Here is a 16,001-nt window from a genome sequence, read left to right as displayed (position 1 = left end):
CTCATGCCGCCTCGACTCCATCAGCCGAGCGCCGCGCCGCAAGCTGCTGCAGATCTTCGACGATCTGCTTTTGCGACATCACGCTCAGATCGATGACTTCGCGCGCCTGCGCCACGTAGTAGGCAAGCTGTTCGTCGCTGCGCGTGAGCGACTTGTCGAGCGCCGCTTCGATTCTCTCCAGGTGCGCGACGAGCTTGTCGTTCGATTCGCCGAACAACTGCACGGCCGCGCCGAACGCGTCGCTGAGGCTCGCCACTTCGACGGCGCCGCCCGCGATCTGCGCGGCTATCGTGCCGATCTTGTCGGCCTCGGCCTCGACCTTGTCGGTGAAACGCGTGCCGACGCGTTCGAGCAAATCCGCCGACGTCGCGACGAGCGCGTCGACCGCCGTGCGCTGTTCCGTGGATGCATGGTTGACCGCGTCCAGCAGCGTTTCCAGTGTTTCGAGCAGACGGCTGCGCTCCTGCAGCATCGCCGTGTCGCGCACCATGCTGTCCGACAGCTTCTGCCGCAACTCGGCGACCACTTCGGCAGCGGCCTTCGGCGCCTCGGACGCCGCCTGCACGAGCCGCGAAATTTCAGCGATGGTTTCGCTGGCATGCGCCTGCGTCTGAGCTGAAATATCGCGCGCGGTCTGCTCGAGTGTGTCGCAAATCTGCTGCTGACGGTTGGCCGTCAGTTCGCCGGCTTGCTGCCATTCCTTGGTGAGGGCGGTTGCCATCGAATCGAGCTTCGATGTCCATGCCGCAAGACGCGCTTCGTTGTGTTCGCCGGCTTGCTGCCATTCCTTGCCGAGCATCGCCACCATCGAATCGAGCTTCGACGTCCATGCCGCGAGCCGCGCTTCGTTGTGCTCTCCCGCCTGCTGCCATTCCTTGCCGAGGGCGCTCGCCATCGAGTCCAGCTTCGACGTCCATGCCGTGAGCCGCTCTTCGTTATGCTCCCCGGCTTGCTGCCATTTCTCGCTGAGCGTGTTCGCCATCGAATCGAGCTTCGCGGTCCACACCGCAAGCCGCGCTTCGTTCTGCTCGCCCGCCTGCTGCCATTCCTTGCCGATCATGCCCGCCATCGACTCGAGCTTCGCCGTCCACGCCGCGAGCCGAGCTTCGTCTCGCGAGGCCAGTTGCGTCTGCAAGTCCGCATGCGACTCGCCGACGTTGCGCACCAGCGACGCCGAATGCTCCGCGAACGTCGCCGCCGCCGCAACCAGCGCCTGCTCGTGACGCGCCGCCAGCGTCGCGCCGGACTGCTCGTGGCGCGACAGCGCGTCGTTCCACGTCTGCGAAAGCTTGCCCGCGGCGGTTTCGAGGCGCGCGGAAACGCCGTCGACAAGTCCCGCCGAGCGCTCGTCGAACGTCTGCGTGAAGCGCTCCAGCGAAGCCTGCAATTGCTGCGTCATTGCATCGTTCGAACGTTGCTGGCCGGCGAGCGCGTCGTTCCAGATGCCCGCGATCTTGCCGGTAGCCGACTCGAAACCGTTCGACAGCGCATCCAGTTGCCGCTGCACCGCCTGCGAGACGCTCTCGTGCAACGAGGCGCTTTCGCGCGCGAGGCCGGCCATCGTCGCCTGCATGACCGGTTCGAGCGCCGCGCCGGCAGCACGCGTGCTGTCCGCGACGCTCTGCTTCAACGACTGCTCGACCGATGCGGCGAGCCGCGTGTACGCGGCCTGCGCCTTGTTGTGAAACGTCTCCTGGCTTGCAAGCTGGCGCTCGTTGAAAGCGAGGCTGTGCTGCTCCATCGCGGCCATCATCGTTTGCAGACGGTCGACCAGCGTCGGCATCAGTTCCGCTTGCCGTTGCAGGAGCCGGAAGCTCTCGTCGCGCTGATGAGCCTGCGAATAGATGCGCAGGCTCGTGGCGATCCTGAGGTCGAGCTGTTGCGCCGCTTCGAGCCGCTCGCGACGGCACAACGCCGACAACAGGCCCAGCATCGCGGAACTCGCCACGCCCGCGATCGACGTACCGAACGCGAAGCCGAGGCCCTTCACCGGCGCGGCCAGCGAAGCGCGGATCGCGGCCAGATCGGTTGCGCTTTCGAGCGCCATGCCGGTGCCGCGCAAGGTCACGACCATGCCGAGCAGCGTGCCGAGCATGCCGAGCAGCACCAGCAAACCGACGAGATAAGGCGTGAGCGCAGGCCCCGGCAACGCGACGCGCTCGCCTTCGATGCGAAGACGAACCGTATTGCGCAAGCCCGGATGCAATTCCTCGAGCCACGCGCCAAGCCGCGGCGGCGGCTCGGCGAGGCGCGCGACGGCGCGAATGAGCGTCGCAGTCGCCGTGCTATAGCGCCGCAATTCGAGCGCGCCAGCAAGATAGAACGCGCCGATCAGCAGCGTGACGGCCAGCGCCAGCCAGTTGGACCCGACATAGCCGATGGCAATGCCGCACACCGCGGCGAGACCTGCCGCGAACACAACGAGATCAATACGATATCTGGACATGGCGTCCCGGTTAGCGAGTACGAAGGGCGGCAAGCAACCCTTCGACTGGTTGTAAACGAATATCCAGCTCGGCAAGCAACACGCTTTGCATGTCCTTGCGGAACACGTCGAGCCAGGGGCCGGGCGCGCCGGGGGCGGCTTGTGCGCCTTCGCCATCGCCATCGTCCGGCAGCGGCTGTGCGGCGTCGCGCAGACGCTCGAAGTGTCCGGCGAGCAGCACCGGCAGATTGGCCAGCAGGCTTCGCTCGCGTTCGCCGAGCGCACGTTCCATCACGGCATCGAGCACCGCGAGACGGCCCATCGCAGGATTCCTGGCGGCAAGCAACGCGCGCAGCCGGCCGCGCAGATTGCCGACACCCGTTTCCATCGACTGCTGCATGGCCTGGTAGCGCTGACGAAAGAGCGCGTAGTCGACGGGCGCGGCCTGCGGCTCCACATACGCGGGACCGCGGCGCCTGGCGGTCGCGAACGCGCGGTCGCCGGTAATCGTACCGACGAGCGCGGCCCGCGCGCGCGCGCATTCCGCCTCCTCCACGCTGCCGAATGCTCGCGCGCCCGCAGCCGGCGTGGGCGGCGCGCCGCTGAGCGCCGACGACAGCGCGATCGCATCCGTCCAGCCGAGCCACTGGCTCAGCCGGTCGGATAGCGATTGCCGTGGTTCGGGAACGTCGACATTGGCGAAGCGCGCCAGCAGGCGAACGAGCGCCGGGCCGCTGAGAGCTGTGCGCTGGGGGGCTTGCAACATACCACCGGATGCAAAAAAGTCAGCAGTTTACACGCTGACGCGCACGACGGCTTCGCTCCCCATTACAACGTCCTCGCACGCAGACATCGTGGCGCTCGGGAATAGGCGTTCAAATCGCTCCGCGCGGCCGATGCTCGTCCGTATCGACGCAGCACACCAGCGCATCCGCATCTTCCTCGCCGACGCTCACATAGATGTGCCCGACCGAGCTGTCGAAGTACAGGCTGTCGCCCGGCATCAACCTGAACGACTTGCCGTTCTCAAAGCGCAATTCAAGCTTGCCGGAGAGCAGAAAGACGAACTCCTCGCCCGAATGCCGGATGTACTCGGGAAAGTCCGATACGGCGCGCGCGTGGATGTGCGCGCGCATCGGCATCATGCGTTTGCCGGTGAGGTTGTTCGCGAGCATGCCGTACTCGTAGTTCGGCGTGTCGTACACCTGCTGCTTGCCCGCCGCGGTGAACGACGGCTTCATCGCGCCGGCCGCGGGCTTGCGGCGCCGGCCGAAAATCGCGTCGAACTCGAGCTCGAGCGAATGCGCGAGTGCCGCGAACTTGTCGTAGGTCAGCGCGATGTCCCCGCGCTCGGCCTTCGAGATCGTCGATACCGCAATGCCCGAGCGCTCGGACAACTCGGCGAGCGTCAGCCCGCGCGCCTTGCGCGCCTGCCGCAAATGCCCGCCCACCAGCTTGTGATCGAGCGACGGCGGCGCTTCATGCGCGCGCGCCTTCGGTTGTTTCACTACGGCTACGGCTTTGACCATGTCACTGATTCCGCCTGGCTTCCTTGCTTCCCGCCTGTCCACAAAAATTTCTCGTATACGAGAAATTATTTTTTTCTCGTATATGATAACTCACGTCGATTTCCACCTTTATGTGGGGCCCGTATCGTGTCTACCCTTGCGCTTAGTCAGTCCCGTTTGACGAAGACCGCGTCATTACTGCCACGACCATCGGCACGGCGCTCGAATTCTACGACTTCACGATCTACAGCTTCTTCGCGATCCAGATCGGGCAGTTGTTCTTTCCGGGCGCGTCGCCCGTCAATCAGTTTTTACTGTCGATCGGCGTATTCGGCGTGGGCTTCGTGGTGCGGCCGCTCGGCGGCGTCGTGATCGGCGCGTATGCGGATCGCGCGGGCCGCAAGAACGCGATGGTCCTCACGATCATGCTGATGGCGCTTAGCTGCGCGATGATCGCGTGCGCGCCCACTTACGCGGTCGCCGGCTTCGCCGCGCCGCTCATCGTGCTCGCCGCGCGGTTGATACAAGGCTTCGCGGCGGGCGGCGAGTTCGGACCGGGCACGACGCTGCTCGTCGAATATGCCACCGACAACACGCGCGCGTTCTTCGCGAGCTGGAATTTCGCGGCGACTGCGGCAGGCCTCGTGCTCGGCGCGCTGGTCGCGACGCTCGTCAACGTGCTGCTGCCGAAGCAGGCCGTGCTCGAATGGGGCTGGCGGATTCCGTTCGTGCTCGGCATCGTCGCGGCGCCGGCCGGCATGCTGATCCGCCGGCGCCTCGAAGAAACGCTGACCGCGCGCAAGCCCGGCGAAGCTGCGCCGAGCGGCGCGCTGAAGGCCGCGCTGACCACGCATCTCAAGCTGACGATTCTCGGCACTTTCGCCGAGTTGGGCGGCTCCGTGTCGGTCTACATCACCGCCTTTTTTCTGCCGAGTCATGCGGTGCGCGCGCTGCATCTTTCGTCGACGTCGGCGGTGATCTCCGGTATCGTCAGTTCGCTTGCGCTGTTCGTCGCCGCGCCGCTCGCCGGCATGCTCGCGGACCGCTACACCCGCAAGCGCGTGCTCGTGATTTCGCGCGTCGTGATGCTGTTGCTCGTGTATCCGGCGTTTGCATTCCTGAGCGCGCATCCGTCGATGACGGCGCTTTGCATCGTGTCCGCGCTGCTCGCCGTGTTCGTATCGGGCCAGATCGTGCCCGTGCTCGTGATGATCCCGGAACTGTTCCCGAAGCATGTGCGTGCAACCGGAATTGCATTGACGTATGTTGTGAGCGCATCGTTTTTCGGCGGCTTCTCGCCGTTTATCGCAAGCTGGCTGGTCGCGCGCACCGGCAATCCGCTCGCGCCGGCCTGGTATGTGGCCGCCGCATGCGCGATTTCGCTCGTGCCGGTAATCTGGCTGAAGGACCGCACCGGCGAAGCGCTCGGCTGACAAAGAAAGACACAATGAGCACAATGAGTGGAGACGATATGAGTCGAGACAACGATTTGCCCGGCCGTAGCGCGGTCGAGTTGCGCCGGATGATCGGCGCGAAAGAGATCTCGCCCGTCGAACTGCTGGAGGCGTGCATCGCGCGAATCGAGGCGGTGAATCCGGCAGTCAACGCGATCACCGCAACCGACTTTGTGGCCGCGCGCGCCGCCGCGAAACGCGCGGAAAAGCAGGTACTCGACGGCGAGCCGCTTGGCCTTCTGCACGGCTTGCCGCTCGGCGTGAAGGACCTCGAAAATACCGCCGGACTCCTGACGACTTATGGTTCGCCGATGTCGCGTGGCAACGTGCCGACGCAAGACGTGGTGCTCGTCGAGCGTCTGCGTGCCGCCGGCGCGATCGTCACCGCGAAGACCAACGTGCCCGAACTCGGCGCCGGCGCGAACACGCGCAATCCGGTGTGGGGCGCGACCGGCAATCCGTTCAACACAGCATTGAATGCAGGCGGCTCGTCGGGCGGTTCGGCCGCCGCGCTCGCGTGCGACATGCTGCCCGTGTGCACCGGCTCGGACACCGGCGGCTCGTTGCGCATTCCCGCTTCCAAATGCGGCGTGGTGGGCTTTCGTCCGACGCCGGGACTCGTGCCGAATTCGCGCAAGCTGGTGGGCTGGTCGCCGATCTCGGTGGTCGGGCCGATGGGCCGCAGCGTCGCCGAAGCGTGCTTGCAGCTCGCCGCTACCGTGGGCATCTCGGCGGGCGACCCGCTCAGCTTTGCCGCCGATCCGCTCAGCTTCGCCGCGCCCGCCGACATCGACCTCGCCACATTGCGCGTGGGCTGGACCGAAGACTTCGGCAGTTGCGACGTGGATGCGTCGATCCGCAACGTGTTTCGCGAACGCATCGCGCTGATCGCGCCGTCTTTCCGTTCATGCGAGGAAGTGAGCTTCGATCTCGGCGACGTACACCGCTGCTTCGACGTGATCCGCGCGGAGAGCTTCGTCGCCGGTCTGCACGATGCCTATACGCGCGATCCGGCGCAACTCGGCCCGAACACACGCGCCAATTACGAGCTCGGCGCAAGCATGAGTCTCGCGGACAGCGCGTGGGCCCAGGCCGAACAGACGCGCATCTTCAAACGCTTTCAGGCCGCGTTCGAGCAGTACGACGTGATTCTCTCGCCGACCACGCCCGTATCGCCGTTTCCGTGGCAGCAGTTGTACGCCGCGCAAATCGACGGGCGCGAGCAGGACAACTATTACCGCTGGCTCGCGCTCACCTATGTCGTCACGCTGACGACGCATCCGGCGCTGTCGCTGCCGTGCGGTGTCGATCACGCGGGCATGCCGTTCGGCTTGCAAATCGTCGGGCCGTTTCATGGCGACCGCAAGACGCTCGCCGTCGCGCATGCGATGGAGCAGGTGTTCGCGCAGTCGCCTGCGTTGCGCCGTCCGCGACCCGATCTGTCGAAGCTCACGAAAGCGGACGCGTCGTTGAAATCGATCGTGACGTCGCCCCCTCTTTTTAACGACGCCGACGCGAACGGCTCGGGCCTCTCAGCGGTTTAACGATGACAACAATGAAGTTCGATACCGTCGTACTCGGCGCCGGCATTGTCGGCGTGTGCGTGGCCGTGCATTTGCAAAAGCGCGGCCGACAGGTCGCGCTGGTCGACCGCAAGGCGCCAGGCAACGAGACCTCGTTCGGCAATGCCGGATTGATTCAGCGAGAAGGCGTGTACCCGTACGCATTTCCGCGCGGACTGGGTGCATTGCTTCGCTATGCGCGCAACCAGTCGCTCGACGTTCGCTACCACGCCGATGCGCTATTTCACGCCGCGCCGTTTCTGTGGAGATACTGGCGCAACTCCGACCCGGCGAAACACGCCGCGATTGCAAAGTCATATTCGACGCTGATCGAACATTGCGTGAGCGAGCATCGCTCGCTGGCCGCGCAAGCGGACGCAAGTGCGCTGTTGCGTCCCACGGGCTGGATCAAGGTGTTTCGCAGCAACGCTGCTCAGGACGCGGAACTGCGAGTCGCCGATCGATGGAGCCGCGAATACGGCGTCGAATTCGAAGCGCTCGACGCCGCCCACCTGCAGCACATCGAGCCCGATCTCGACAAGGCATTGCTCGGCGGCCTGCGCTACACGCAAGCGGATTCGGTGAGCGATCCGAACGCGCTCGTCACGGCCTACGCGAAATACTTCGAGGCGCTCGGCGGACGGTTCTTCACCGGCGACGCCAATACGCTGCGCAACGGCTGGGAGGTCACGACAAACGCAGGGACGATCGCGGCTTCATCGGCGGTGGTCGCGTTGGGGCCGTGGTCCGGCGTGCTCAGTTCGCGGCTCGGGTATCGGCTGCCGCTCGGCGTCAAGCGCGGCTACCACATGCATTACGCGGCACGCGCGGGCGCGCGCCTCAATCATCCGGTGCTCGACGCCGAGCGGGGCTATCTGCTCGCGCCGATGGCGCGCGGCATCCGCCTGACGACCGGCGCTGAAATCGCATTGCTCGATGCGCCGAAAACGCCCACGCAACTCGCCGCCGTCGAACCGATTGCACGCACGCTGTTCCCACTCGACAAACGCCTCGACGATCAACCGTGGATGGGCGCGCGGCCCTGCACGCCGGACATGATGCCCGTGATTGGCCGCGCCGAAAAACATCAGGGCTTGTGGTTCGCATTCGGTCACGCGCATCATGGACTCACGCTCGGGCCGGTGACCGGTCGCCTGATCGCCGAAATGATGACGGGTGAAGAAACGCTCGTGGACACGCATCCGTTCAGAGTGGACAGGTTCTAACGTCAAACGCGGGCAGCGCGCCTGCCGCTTCGTGCGGGAAGCGCGCCTGCCGCTTCATTTAGTGCAGCGGTTGCAGCGCGGTCCAGCGCGTCCAGCCGCTATCGCCTGCTACCGGGCTGATCCGCAATGCGCGCGAGCCGTCGGCGAAAATGATCGACTCGGCATGACATGCTTCTGGGTCCGGAATATCGCGCGGACCCACAAAGCCGACGACATGTTTGAACGAAAGATTGCCTTCGCGCAATATGTCGAGATAGGCGGGCTCCTCGTTATCGAATGGCTGAGCGGTGCAACGGTTCAACAGCACAGCAGCGATTTCTGCATCACACATGTTCTCTCTCTCCTGACTGACTAACGCGACACCTCCCATGCCGGTGGCGTTCAAGCTCGTCATTTTTATGAAATCATTCTAGAAGTCATGGCCGAAAACGCCAGCCCTCTCGCGCATTCGTTATCTGGGCATACGCTTTCTCCTGAAGCGGTCCGCGTCCGATAATCTGCCGGCGCAATCGGCCGCGTTTCCAGGGCGGCCGAACAGATAGCCTTGCAGCGCGTCGCAGCCCATCTCGCGCAGCATGACTGCCTGCTGTTCGGTTTCCACGCCTTCAGCCGTGACGCACATTCCGCATGCATGAGCCATTTTTACGAGCGCCTCTGCAATGGCCGCGCAATCCGTGTCGTCCGGCAAACCGGCGACAAACGAGCGGTCGATCTTCAGGCCATGCAGCGCAAAACGCTTCAGATACGACAGCGACGCGTAGCCCGTGCCGAAGTCGTCGATTGCGAGCGTGACGCCTAGTTTCGCGAGTGCGGCCATCGTCGCGCGCACGGTGGCATCGTCCGGCAGCAGAATGCCCTCGGTGATTTCGAGCTGCAAAGCGGAGGGGTCGAGCCCGCTGTTCGCAAGGCACGCAGCGACACGTTGCACGAGCCGCGCGTTGAACTGCACCGGCGAAATATTCACGGACACATTGACATCCGGCGCGATGCTCCAGCGCCAGTTCGCGACCTGTGCGCATGCCTGCTCGAGTACCCAATCGCCGATGTCTTCCATCAAGCCCGCCTGTTCGGCAATCGGGATGAATTCGGCGGGGGCCACGTCGCCAAGTTCGCTGCTGGTCCAGCGCAGCAATGCCTCCACAGCTATGGTTTCGCGCGACGCCGCCGCCACGACTGGCTGATACGCAATTGTTAATTCGCCCGCCTTGAGCGCATCGCGCAGCCGGTTCTCGATCGCAAAGCGGCGCTGCGCAGCCTCTTTCATATCGCGCGTGAAAAAGCACACGTTGCCGGGTGCATGGACTTTCGCGCGACGCATCGCGGCGCCGGCATCGCGCATCAGCAGCGCCGCATCGCGAGCGCCGTCGTTGGAGCGCGCAACCCCCACCGACGCACTCACGCGATACTCGCGCCCCGCGATCACGAACGGCTCGGCGAATAACGCGAGCATCTGTTGCGCGAAGGCAGCTAGCATCGGCATGTGACCGTGATGTTCGGTAACGATCAGGAACTCGTCGCCGCCGATCCGCGCAAGCAGATCGTTCGTGGCGAGCGCGCGCGCGAGCCGCTGGGCGACGCTGCGCAACAGGCGGTCGCCGAGATCGTAGTCAGCAATGTCGTTGATCCTGCTGAAGCCATCCACGTTGACCACCAGCATTGCCACACGCGCCGCCCGCGCGGACTTCAGCAGTTGTTGAGCGCGCCCTGTCGCGTAGGCACGGTTATAGACACCGGTGAGCGAATCGATAAACAATGCATGCAGGAGGCGTCCATCCGCCACCCTTTGCACAGTAGGGCTTTTCAATGTTGCGTCGTCATGTGCGAAGTGCAATGGGACGCCGGAAGCGGTTGCCGGTACGGAAACTTGCTCGGTCATCATTACACTCCTATGCTAGGCATTACGCATTCAGCAGACAGCTTGCCGTTTTATGCATGCAGCTAAATTTTTATAGCCGTCAAGACTACGAGGTGTAGAGCTTTATCGCGCGAGAAAAAACACGCGCCGCCATGCGGTAGCCGTGCCTCCACGATATTCCCGCATAGGCCGCTTGAGAACGCGCCACGCCGGTGAACGCGTAAAGCAACGGCAAACGCTTTACCACACGCGGTATAAACCGCTGGGCCACAAATGAAAATTCATCAGCTACGCGCCCTCATCGCCATTGCCGATGCGGGAAGTGTCAGGGGTGCCGCGCGAACGCTCAATTCGTCGCCGGCGGCCGTAACGCAAAATATTCAGCAATTGGAAGAAGCGGCACACGTTCAACTCGTTGTGCGCACATCGTCCGGAGTGACGCTCACCGAATGCGGGCAAACCCTGCTTCTGCATGCACGGCTCGTCGCCGCGCAAATGGTGCGTGCGCATCAGGCGATGGACGCAATGCGCGGCGAGCCAAGCGGGCGTCTTTCGATTGCGGTGACCGCGTGGGTCGCATTGACATTTCTGCCCGAAACAGTCGCGCGCTTTCGCGCCAGAATGCCGGCAATACAACTGGAATTATTCGAAGGCTTACTCGCGATCGCGACACCGCGCTTGCGCGACGGCAGCCTGGACATTTATGTCGGGCGTCAATCGCCGAGTGTCTCTGCGTGCGATTTCAACTATCAGCCGCTGTTCGCCACGAGCCGCGCGGTCGTCGCACGCCTGGGTCATCCGCGCGCGGAATCGCGTTCTCTCGCTGAATTGCTCGACGACGACTGGCTGGTTGCGCTCGATCCGGAAACCGAGGGGCATGCGCCCTATCAGATGTTCTCCCGCTACGGATTGCCGGTGCCGCGCAGCATCCACTTTCTCCATTCGCTCACCGTGGCGGTCGCACTGCTCAAGCGCACGGACATGGTGAGCATCTTTCCGTGGCCGCTCGTCGAACTCTGCGCGGCGCGCGACGGTTTGTGCGCGATCCCTTTGCGCGAAGAACTCGAGGACTCGACGGTCGGCATCATCACGCGCACGGGCGAGCCTTCCGATGCCGCGTCGCAGTGCTTTATCGATTGCCTGCTCGAAACGATCCGCGATGAATCGTGGGGCCGCACGACGGAGATTCGCCGCGCCATGCAATCGGTGGAAGTGCTCGTTTAGCGCGCCTCGCTCGCTTTAAATAAAAAACGCCGCGAGCCCGAAGGCCCGCGGCGTCAATAACACTCGATCCGTAAAGAACGATCAGGCGGTCACGGCCACTCGCCGCGGCGACAGCGCCGACACGACGAACGCCACCACGATGTTCGCGACCAGTGCGATCAGGCCGATATAAACCGGATACACGGCGTCGCCGAGATGCAGTGCGAACACCGGCTTGAGCCCTTGCGAAATCGCGAGCGACGTGCCAAGCAAAATGCCGACGAGCCAACCGCTAAAGAGACCCGGCGTATTCAGGCGCCGCGTGTACAGCGAGAACACGATAGCCGGGAAGATCTGCAAGATCCACACGCCACCGAGCAATTGCAGGTCGATCGCATATTGCGTCGGCAGGAACACGATGAACAGCAACGCGCCGAACTTCACCACGAGCGACACGATCTTCGCGTTCGCCGCCTCGGCTTCAGGCGTGATATTCGGCGACACCAGCGGACGCCACAAATTGCGCGTGAACAGATTGGCCGCGCCGATCGACATGATCGCTGCCGGAACCAGTGCGCTAATCGCAATTGCAGCCGCTGCAAAACCGACGAACCACGACGGGAACAGCGTGTTAAAGAGCGCCGGCACGATATCCGAAGCCGACTTCACATGCACGCCGGCCGCAATCGCCATATAACCGAGCAACGCGATCAGGCCGAGCAGCAGCGTATAAGCCGGCAGGAAAATCGCATTCTTGCGGACCGTTTTTGCCGAAGAGGACGAGAGCACCGCCGTCATCGTGTGCGGATACATGAAGGCCGCGAGCGCCGAACCCAGTGCGAGCGATGCATACGCAGTGAATTGCGTCGGCTTGAGAATGATGCCGGTCGCGCCGCCCTTCGCCTTGAAGTAGGTATCCGCTGCGTCGAACACATGCGCGTAGCCGCCGAGTTTCGCGGGAATCAGCCACACCGCCGCGATCACGACGATGTAAATCATGATGTCCTTCACGAACGCGATCATCGCCGGGGCGCGCAAGCCGCTTGCATACGTGTACAGCGCGAGAATCACGAACGCGACGATCAGCGGCAATTCGCCGGTCACGCCGAGTCCCTTGATCACCACTTGCATGCCGACCAGTTGCAGCGCGATATACGGCATGGTCGCCACGATACCGGTCAACGCGACCGCGGCCGGAAACCACTTGCCGCCGTATTCGCCGTGCACGTAGTCCGCTGCCGTGATGTGGTTCTTCGCATGCGCGATTTTCCACAACTTCGGCATCACCGCGAACACGAACGGGTAAACGATGATCGTGTACGGCAGCGCGAAGAAACCATACGCGCCGACGGAATAGACGAGCGCCGGCACCGCGATCACCGTGTAGGCGGTATAAAAGTCGCCGCCGACGAGGAACCAGGAAATGACCGTGCCGAACTGCCGGCCGCCCAGACCCCATTCGTGCAATTGCGTGAGGTCGCCGCGTTTCCAGCGGGCGGCAAAGAAACCGATTACCGTGACAAGCACGAAGAATGCGATGAAGACGGTCATCGCCACCGGATTGACGGGGTTCAGGTCGCTCATTTGACACCTCGGTACACGACGTAAATCAGCAGCGAGGTCAACGGCACCCACAGGAACTGATACCAGTAGAAGAACGGAAAACCGGCGAACGACGGACGCGTGTCGTTATAGAACGGCAGCCACAAGAGCGCGATATACGGAAGCAAAAGAATGAGCCATAGCCATGACCGGCCGGCGGATGGGGAGGTCTCCATGTACATCTCCTAGGTCTATTATTGACACCACGCATCCGGACTTGTGATCCGGCGCGCGGAAATCCGGTAACGGGTATTCGTGTGAAATACCCGCGCAGTCATCTGCCGAAACCGGAATCTGCTTTTGCGCACTGCCGACGCATGAGCGCGAAAACGTCCGCAAGACGCAATGCGCCGCGGGGATGTAGTATTCGCCTTCGTAAGCGTCCTCACAAGCGCGCAACTACGTAAGCCGGCTACGTATTACTACGTAGTCCACTGGCCGTCTTTTCAACGATGAAACTCAAAGCCAAGATCGTCTTGCTGGCTATCGTGCCCTTTCTTGCGGCTATCGCCAGCATCGAAATCGGCGTGCGCCGCGAAGCGACCGCGCTCGCGCAAACACAGCACGCGACGACTCAGGCCGCGTACATGGCGAGCAAGGAAATCGAGCTCAAGCATTACGTCGAATTGGCCACGTCCGCGATCGCGCCGCTTTACGAAGCCGGCGAAGATAACGCACGCGACGACGCGCTGCGCCGCACGCGCGCGCTCGACGTGCTCGAGAAGATGGACTTCGGCAAGGACGGCTATTTCTTCGTCTACGACATGCATGGCCGTTCGCTCATGCATCCGCGCGAGCCGCATCTCGTGGGACGCGATTTGTCGGAACTGCGCGATCCGCAAGGCGTGCTCACCATCCAGAAGCTGCTCGCCGCGGCATCGCAAGGCGGCGGCTATGTGCGCTATCTGTGGCATCGTCCGTCGACGGGCAAGCTCGCTTCGAAACTCGGCTACGTGGTGCCGCTCGAACGCTGGGGCTGGATGATCGGCACCGGCATCTATCTCGACGACGTCGACACGGCGCTCGCGCATATCGACGAGCGCGCGGCGATCAATATCGATCGCACGATGATGTGGATCGACGCGATCGCACTCGCGGGGCTCGCCGCTATCGCGCTGTGCGCGCTCGTGCTCAACGTCACCGAATATCGCAGCGCCGACGCAAAGCTGAAGCGGCTCGCGCAGCAGGTGGTCGAATCGCAGGAGAACGAACGCGCGCGGCTTTCGCGTGAATTGCATGACGGCATCAGCCAGATGATGGTGTCAGTGAAGCTGCTGCTCGAATCGGCGCTCGCGCGTTTCGAGCGCAGCGAAACGCGCGTGCCCGCCGCGGAAGCCGCGCTGTCGACCAGTCTCACGCGTCTCGGCGACACGTTGCGCGAAGTGCGGCGTATTTCTCATGCGCTGCGCCCGTCGATGCTGGACGACCTGGGCGTCGCGGCAGCCATCGAACAACTCACGCGCGAACTGAGCGAACAGTCGGGCATTGAAATCGGCTTCACGCAGATCACGCATACTCACGCCGCGGTTTTAACGGATGCGGTGAACACCGTCCTGTTCCGCATTGCTCAGGAAGCGCTGACCAACATCGTGCGCCATGCGCGTGCGTCGAACGCGGCGCTCTCGCTGGAAGTGTCGAACGATGCCGTCGCGCTCACAATCGCCGACAACGGCAGCGGTTTCGATGTCGCGCATGCGTTTGTCGGCCGCCGCTCGGGCGTGGGGCTGCGCAATATGCGCGAGCGCGTGGAAGCGTTAGGCGGTACGCTCGCGCTCAACTCGCAGCCGGGCCATACGCTCGTCACCGCGCGTGTTCCGCTCGTCGCCGGTACAACGGAGCCTCATAAGCAGAGCCTGCAGGAAGTGTCTTCATGAACGATATCTCACATCCCATTGCCCGTCTGATTCTGGTCGACGATCATCCGCTCGTTCGCGACGGCTTGCGTGCGCGGCTCGAAGCAGTGCGCAACCTGGAGGTAGTCGGCGAAGCAGGCAATGCACAGGAAGCGCTCGCGCTCGCCGCGAGCCTGGAGCCTCACCTCGTGCTGATGGATGTCGGCATGAACGGAATGAACGGCATTGCGCTTGCCGGCATGTTTCATGAGCGATTCCCCGCGATTCGCGTATTGATGCTGTCGATGCACGACAACCTCGAATACGTCACGCAGGCAGTGCGCGCGGGCGCGAGCGGTTATGTGCTGAAGGACTCGCCGTCGACCGAAATCATTCAGGCGATTAGCGCCGTGCTCGACGGAAAGACCTATTTCAGCGCGGGACTTGGCGCCCGATTGATTCAGGCTTCGGCGATGCAATCGCCGGTTGAACGGCTCACGCCGCGCGAACGCGATATTCTCGATGCACTCGCCGAGGGTTTGTCGAGCAAGCAGATTGCTCAACGCAACGATCTGTCGGTGCGTACTGTCGAGACACATCGCCTGAACCTGAAGCGCAAGCTCGATATTGAAGGCCAGGCCGAATTGATCAAGTTTGCGGTCGAGAACCGGCGCACGAGCCGCTAATAAGAAGAACGTCTCGCTGCGCAACGAGTGGAGACAATCAGCATGACACTGAGACGATTCACGCCGCGGCCGGCGAGTGCATTGCAATGCACGGCTTTATGTCTATCGTTGTTTTCCGCTCTGTCTCTCGCTCACGGCGAAGAACAGCGAATCAATCGCGGACATGACCCGTTCTTTCAGATTTCCAAAGCCATTGACGGATGCCCAGCACCGCTCGGCCCACTCGAAACCGAACAGGAATGGCTCGCCGACAGTCATTACCGCATTGAACGCGGCAACAGTTGCTGGATAGAAGGGCGTTGCCGCTTACCCAACGCTTATCTGTACGACAAGGAAATTGCGGAGGCCGTGCAGCGGCGTCTCGCCAATATCAATGCCGCGACTCATTGGCGCGAACATTCGACGCTTTGGCTCACGCTGCAACGTCGCTTTGTCTATGTGGAAGGCTGCGTATCGTCTGGCTTCGACAAGCAGGCGTTCCTCAGCGAACTCGCGAAAACTGCGGACGTCGAGCGCGTAATCGATAATACGACGACCAACCCGCGCGCCCCACGACTGCCTTATAAAACGCTTGCAGAACCGGATCGGCCGGTACTCGATCCGGGTAACTAACCTGGCGCGCGGCAAACAGGCCGCGCCGCTCTGGAT

General features: G+C 63.0%; 13 protein-coding genes and 1 pseudogene. 7 read left to right on the top strand and 7 right to left on the bottom strand.

Features of this window, described 5'->3' with window-relative positions; translation table 11 throughout:
* Position 1: 1 nt before the first annotated feature.
* From P0D87_RS20530 to P0D87_RS20520, 3 genes are all read right to left on the bottom strand, one after another.
* Entirely contained in the window at positions 2-2,446 is a 2,445-nt protein-coding gene (locus P0D87_RS20530; protein WP_053860055.1) for a DUF802 domain-containing protein, read from the bottom strand.
* 10 nt (positions 2,447-2,456) lie between these two features.
* Positions 2,457-3,191 carry a DUF3348 domain-containing protein gene (locus P0D87_RS20525; RefSeq protein WP_053860054.1) on the bottom strand — a complete coding sequence of 245 codons (735 nt, stop codon included), beginning with the start codon at positions 3,189-3,191 and terminating at the stop codon, positions 2,457-2,459.
* Positions 3,192-3,300: 109 nt separating this feature from the next.
* A complete protein-coding gene (locus P0D87_RS20520; protein WP_053860053.1) occupies positions 3,301-3,954 on the bottom strand; it encodes a helix-turn-helix domain-containing protein in 654 nt (217 codons plus the stop codon).
* Between the two features lie 126 nt (positions 3,955-4,080).
* Here P0D87_RS20520 and P0D87_RS20515 point away from each other — a divergent pair.
* The 3 genes and pseudogenes from P0D87_RS20515 (at position 4,081) to P0D87_RS20505 (ending at position 8,175) form a co-directional block, all read left to right on the top strand.
* Positions 4,081-5,366, top strand: a pseudogene (locus tag P0D87_RS20515) (MFS transporter).
* Positions 5,367-5,404: 38 nt separating this feature from the next.
* Positions 5,405-6,931: an amidase gene (locus tag P0D87_RS20510; protein WP_053860052.1), complete on the top strand. Its 1,527-nt coding sequence runs from the start codon at positions 5,405-5,407 to the stop codon at positions 6,929-6,931.
* A gap of 11 nt (positions 6,932-6,942) precedes the next feature.
* Positions 6,943-8,175, top strand: coding sequence for an NAD(P)/FAD-dependent oxidoreductase (locus P0D87_RS20505; RefSeq protein WP_053860051.1), 1,233 nt, complete (start codon positions 6,943-6,945; stop codon positions 8,173-8,175).
* A 58-nt stretch (positions 8,176-8,233) separates the two neighbouring features.
* Here the strand turns inward: P0D87_RS20505 and P0D87_RS20500 are convergent, their stop codons facing one another.
* Positions 8,234-8,560, bottom strand: coding sequence for a hypothetical protein (locus tag P0D87_RS20500; protein ID WP_258196063.1), 327 nt, complete (start codon positions 8,558-8,560; stop codon positions 8,234-8,236).
* A gap of 66 nt (positions 8,561-8,626) precedes the next feature.
* The gene (locus tag P0D87_RS20495; protein ID WP_053860816.1) at positions 8,627-10,051 is read right to left on the bottom strand and encodes a putative bifunctional diguanylate cyclase/phosphodiesterase; all 1,425 of its coding nucleotides are present in this window, start codon (positions 10,049-10,051) and stop codon (positions 8,627-8,629) included.
* A 252-nt stretch (positions 10,052-10,303) separates the two neighbouring features.
* On the opposite strand from P0D87_RS20495, the gene P0D87_RS20490 reads away from it, so the two are divergent.
* Complete coding sequence (locus tag P0D87_RS20490) at positions 10,304-11,254, top strand: LysR substrate-binding domain-containing protein (protein WP_006049467.1); 951 nt, start codon at positions 10,304-10,306, stop codon at positions 11,252-11,254.
* A gap of 81 nt (positions 11,255-11,335) precedes the next feature.
* On the opposite strand, the gene mctP is transcribed toward P0D87_RS20490, so the two are convergent.
* Both mctP and P0D87_RS20480 read right to left on the bottom strand, forming a co-directional pair.
* The gene (gene mctP / locus P0D87_RS20485) at positions 11,336-12,817 is read right to left on the bottom strand and encodes a monocarboxylate uptake permease MctP (protein ID WP_006049468.1); all 1,482 of its coding nucleotides are present in this window, start codon (positions 12,815-12,817) and stop codon (positions 11,336-11,338) included.
* Positions 12,814-13,011 carry a DUF3311 domain-containing protein gene (locus P0D87_RS20480; RefSeq protein WP_006049469.1) on the bottom strand — a complete coding sequence of 66 codons (198 nt, stop codon included), beginning with the start codon at positions 13,009-13,011 and terminating at the stop codon, positions 12,814-12,816. The genes mctP and P0D87_RS20480 overlap by 4 nt, the downstream gene beginning before the upstream one ends.
* A 276-nt stretch (positions 13,012-13,287) precedes the next feature.
* On the opposite strand from P0D87_RS20480, the gene P0D87_RS20475 reads away from it, so the two are divergent.
* The 3 genes from P0D87_RS20475 to P0D87_RS20465 are packed head-to-tail and all read left to right on the top strand — an operon-like array spanning position 13,288 to position 15,965.
* Positions 13,288-14,709 (top strand): cache domain-containing protein, encoded by a 1,422-nt coding sequence (locus tag P0D87_RS20475; protein ID WP_053860049.1) that lies wholly within the window; start codon positions 13,288-13,290, stop codon positions 14,707-14,709.
* Positions 14,706-15,353, top strand: a complete 648-nt coding sequence (locus P0D87_RS20470; protein WP_006049471.1) for a response regulator — start codon at positions 14,706-14,708, stop codon at positions 15,351-15,353. The genes P0D87_RS20475 and P0D87_RS20470 overlap by 4 nt, the downstream gene beginning before the upstream one ends.
* A 42-nt stretch (positions 15,354-15,395) precedes the next feature.
* Positions 15,396-15,965 (top strand): hypothetical protein, encoded by a 570-nt coding sequence (locus tag P0D87_RS20465; RefSeq protein ID WP_053860048.1) that lies wholly within the window; start codon positions 15,396-15,398, stop codon positions 15,963-15,965.
* The last annotated feature ends 36 nt before the right edge of the window (positions 15,966-16,001 follow it).

Source organism: Paraburkholderia sp. RL17-368-BIF-A, assembly GCF_046054045.1.
Taxonomy (GTDB): Bacteria; Pseudomonadota; Gammaproteobacteria; order Burkholderiales; family Burkholderiaceae; genus Paraburkholderia; species Paraburkholderia graminis.
This window is presented reverse-complemented; position numbering and strand designations above follow the sequence as displayed.